This is a genomic window from Burkholderiales bacterium, assembly GCA_013695435.1.
Classification (GTDB): domain Bacteria; phylum Pseudomonadota; class Gammaproteobacteria; order Burkholderiales; family JACMKV01; genus JACMKV01.
The window spans coordinates 1-3,121 of record JACDAM010000164.1 but is presented as its reverse complement, the minus strand read 5'-3'; the positions used below and the strand labels follow the sequence as shown (position 1 = coordinate 3,121).

The following is a 3,121-nucleotide window of genomic DNA, read 5'->3' as shown; positions in this document are numbered from 1 at the left end:
CATCGGCGTCGATCGCCTGGTCATGCTGTTCACGAACTCAGCGTCTATACGCGACGTGATTCTGTTCCCGCAATTGAAGCCCGAAACGTGATAGTCGCCGCCGGCCGGCCCTTGTTATCGTGCGTTTGCGCGCGCTGAATCAGGGATGGCATAATCCGGGTCCTCGGGGTGTAGCGCAGCCTGGTAGCGCGCTTGCTTTGGGAGCAAGATGTCGGGAGTTCAAATCTCTCCACCCCGACCATGATTGGCTAGGCCGCGCGTTTTGCAGTTTTATGGGACATGGCGCGAATGTCTCGATCCGACAGGCGCCCGTAGCTCATTTGGATAGAGCACCGGCCTTCTAAGCCGGGGGTAACAGGTTCAAGTCCTGTCGGGCGCGCCAGACTTGACAAGGTACGAGCACGCGCCTCGCGGCGAATCAATGGTGGCTGTAGCTCAGTTGGTAGAGTCCCGGATTGTGATTCCGGTTGTCGTGGGTTCGAGTCCCATCAGCCACCCCAGTATTGTCGCTGGACGAGCAATACCTGCTGCGCGCTCGGTCGATTCGCGGGCTCATAAGGCGGATCACTCACCCGCCGGCCGAATTTGCAAGCGCGCTCGCGTCAACAAATATGCAATGCGGACGTTGTAGGATTCGGACCCGAGTTGCACACGACAATCTGACCTTTTAACCGCCACATGATGTTTGCATGTGTCGCGAAGATCTACGCCTGTCGGAAAACAACGGCATTTGTTCGGTTAATCGTTGCGGTTTCGTTAAAGTTCGCTATCCTTGCGTTCCGCCGGAATTTGGCACGCTTCTCGCTTTGCCTTCGCTCGAGGGAGAATTTATGAATAATGCTGAAACCATGAGTGCTCGCGTCTGCTTTCGCCTGCTATCTCTGCTATGCCTCGTCGTTTTCGCCGCGGGTTGCGCGACGCCTTATCCACCCGCTCCGACGACCGCGGCCTCGCCTGACTACAACTACCTCATCGGCCCCGGCGACACGATCAACATTCTGGTTTGGCGCAACCCCGAGATTTCAATTTCAGTCCCGGTACGCCCAGATGGCAAAATTACGACGGCCCTGGTCGAGGATTTGCCGGCGCTGGGACGCGACGCGACAACGCTTGCCCGCGATATTGAAAAGGCGCTCTCGAAATATATCCGCGACCCGGTCGTTACGGTGATCGTGACTAACTTTGTCGGTCCCTATAGCGAGCAAGTCCGCGTCGTGGGCGAAGCGGCGAAACCGCAAGCATTGGCCTATCGGCAAAAGATGACCCTTCTCGACGTAATGATCGCCGTTGGCGGCATCACCGACTTCGCCGACGGCAACGGCGCAACTATCCTGCGCACCACGGACGGCAACAAGCAATATGCAGTACGGGTCAGGGATCTCTTAAAGCGCGGCGATGTATCGGCCAACGTCGAGATGAAGCCGGGTGACGTCCTGATCATCCCGCAGAGCTTTTTCTGACACTTAACCTTTGCGTCGAGTGGCGCGCGAGTTACGGAAAGCTTGCGCCAGCGCAACGCACAACGCACAACGAGGCATAGTTCGCAATGGATGAAGTCATCAGCCAAGGGGTTTCGATCCTGCGCGGGATGTGGCGGCGGCGGTGGATCGGGCTGCTCGTCGCGTGGGTCGTCGCCATCGCCGCCGTCATCATGATCGTGCGCACCCCGGATAAATACGAAGCATCGGCACGCATCTTCGTCGATACGCAGTCGGTGTTGACACCGCTGATGTCGGGCCTTGCGATTCCCGCCAATGTCGACCAGCAGATCTCGATGCTTTCGCGCACGCTGATCAGCCGTCCGAACGTGGAAAAGTTGATTCGCATGGCCGACCTCGACCTGGGCCTGAAGTCCAAGGAAGACCAGGAGCAGATGATCGATAGCCTGATCAGAACGCTGCAGATTTCGGGCGCTGGCCGCGACAATCTATACACACTCGCGTTCCGCGACCCCGATCCGGAAAAAGCCAAGAGAGTCGTGCAATCGTTTCTTTCTATCTTTGTCGAATCGAGCTTGGGCGGTAAACGCAAGGATTCCGAGTCCGCCAAAAAATTCATTGAAGATCAGATCAAGATATACGAGAAAAAGCTAGAAGAGGCTGAGAACCGGGTGAAGCAATTCCGGCTTCGCAACCTGGAGCTCTCCACCGCGGATGGCAAGGACTACTATAGCCGGATTGGCGATGTGTCGAGCGCACTCTCCCAGGCGAGGCTTGGGCTGCGCGAGGCGGAAAACTCGCGTGATGCGCTCAAGCGCCAAGTCGCGGGCGAGGAGCCGGTGCTGTTACCGGAGCCGCCGGAGCAAGCCAATGCTACCGCCGTCCCAGAAATCGACGGAAGAGTCGAGGCGCTGAAGCGCAACCTGGATTCGCTGCGGCAACGCTTCACCGACGAGCATCCCGACGTTGTCGGCGCCAAGCGCATCATCGAGGGCCTCGAGGACCAGCGACGAGCCGAGCTTGCGGCGCGCAAGAAGCCCGCGAGCGCTCGAGCTGTCGCGTCGATCAATTCCAACCCCGTTTACCAACAGTTGAAGGTGTCCCTTGGAGAAGCTGAGGCGACGGTGGCCTCGCTTACGACGCGCGTCGCCGAATACGAGGGGCGCTACGCGCGGCTCAAAGAGGCGGCCAAGTTGGTGCCTGAGGTCGAGATCGAATTCGCGCAGTTGAACCGCGATTACGAGGTGCACAAAAGGAACTACGATGGTCTGGTTTCGCGCCGAGAGTCGGCCGAGATTTCCGGCGAAATGGAGGCGAGCACCGGGGTCGCTGACTTTCGCTTGATCGATCCTCCTCGCGTATCACCGCAACCAGTCGCACCGAACCGGGCGTTGCTCTTTCCGATGGCGCTGTTGGGCGCGCTGGCTGCGGGTATCGTCGCCAGTTTTCTGGTCAGCCGGATCTGGCCGACCTTCTTCGACTTGCGCTCGCTTCGGGCGGTCACCGGGCTGCCGGTATTGGGCACGGTGTCGATGATTCTCAGCGAATCGCAGCGTCGCAAGGAACGCCGGGGGCTTGTCGGCTTCGTGACGGCGTTCGTTGCGCTCCTGGGTACATTTGGTGCGGGTCTGGTCGCCCTCGCCCTGCTTTCAACGCGTGCGGTCTAGCGAGCACCCATGAGC

The 3,121-nt window shown here is 59.1% G+C and carries 3 protein-coding genes and 3 tRNA genes; all 6 read left to right on the top strand.

What is annotated here, in order from left to right:
* Window positions 1-91, top strand: a 91-nt coding sequence (locus H0V78_08570) for a hypothetical protein (GenBank protein ID MBA2351826.1), incomplete at its 5' end; no start/stop codon positions are given.
* A 73-nt stretch (window positions 92-164) separates the two neighbouring features.
* Window positions 165-241 (top strand) — tRNA-Pro (locus H0V78_08565).
* A 64-nt stretch (window positions 242-305) separates the two neighbouring features.
* Window positions 306-382, top strand: a tRNA-Arg gene (locus H0V78_08560).
* A gap of 42 nt (window positions 383-424) precedes the next feature.
* Window positions 425-500: transfer RNA gene (locus H0V78_08555), tRNA-His, on the top strand.
* Between the two features lie 330 nt (window positions 501-830).
* Window positions 831-1,460, top strand: coding sequence for a polysaccharide biosynthesis/export family protein (locus tag H0V78_08550; GenBank protein MBA2351825.1), 630 nt, complete (start codon window positions 831-833; stop codon window positions 1,458-1,460).
* A gap of 86 nt (window positions 1,461-1,546) precedes the next feature.
* Entirely contained in the window at window positions 1,547-3,106 is a 1,560-nt protein-coding gene (locus H0V78_08545; protein ID MBA2351824.1) for a chain length-determining protein, read from the top strand.
* Window positions 3,107-3,121: the final 15 nt, after the last annotated feature.

Excerpts from the sequence above, each read along its gene's own strand:
- H0V78_08545 (MBA2351824.1), top strand. The coding sequence starts at position 1,547 with ATGGATGAAGTCATCAGCCAAGGGGTTTCGATCCTGCGCGGGATGTGG.
- H0V78_08550 (MBA2351825.1), top strand. The coding sequence starts at position 831 with ATGAATAATGCTGAAACCATGAGTGCTCGCGTCTGCTTTCGCCTGCTA.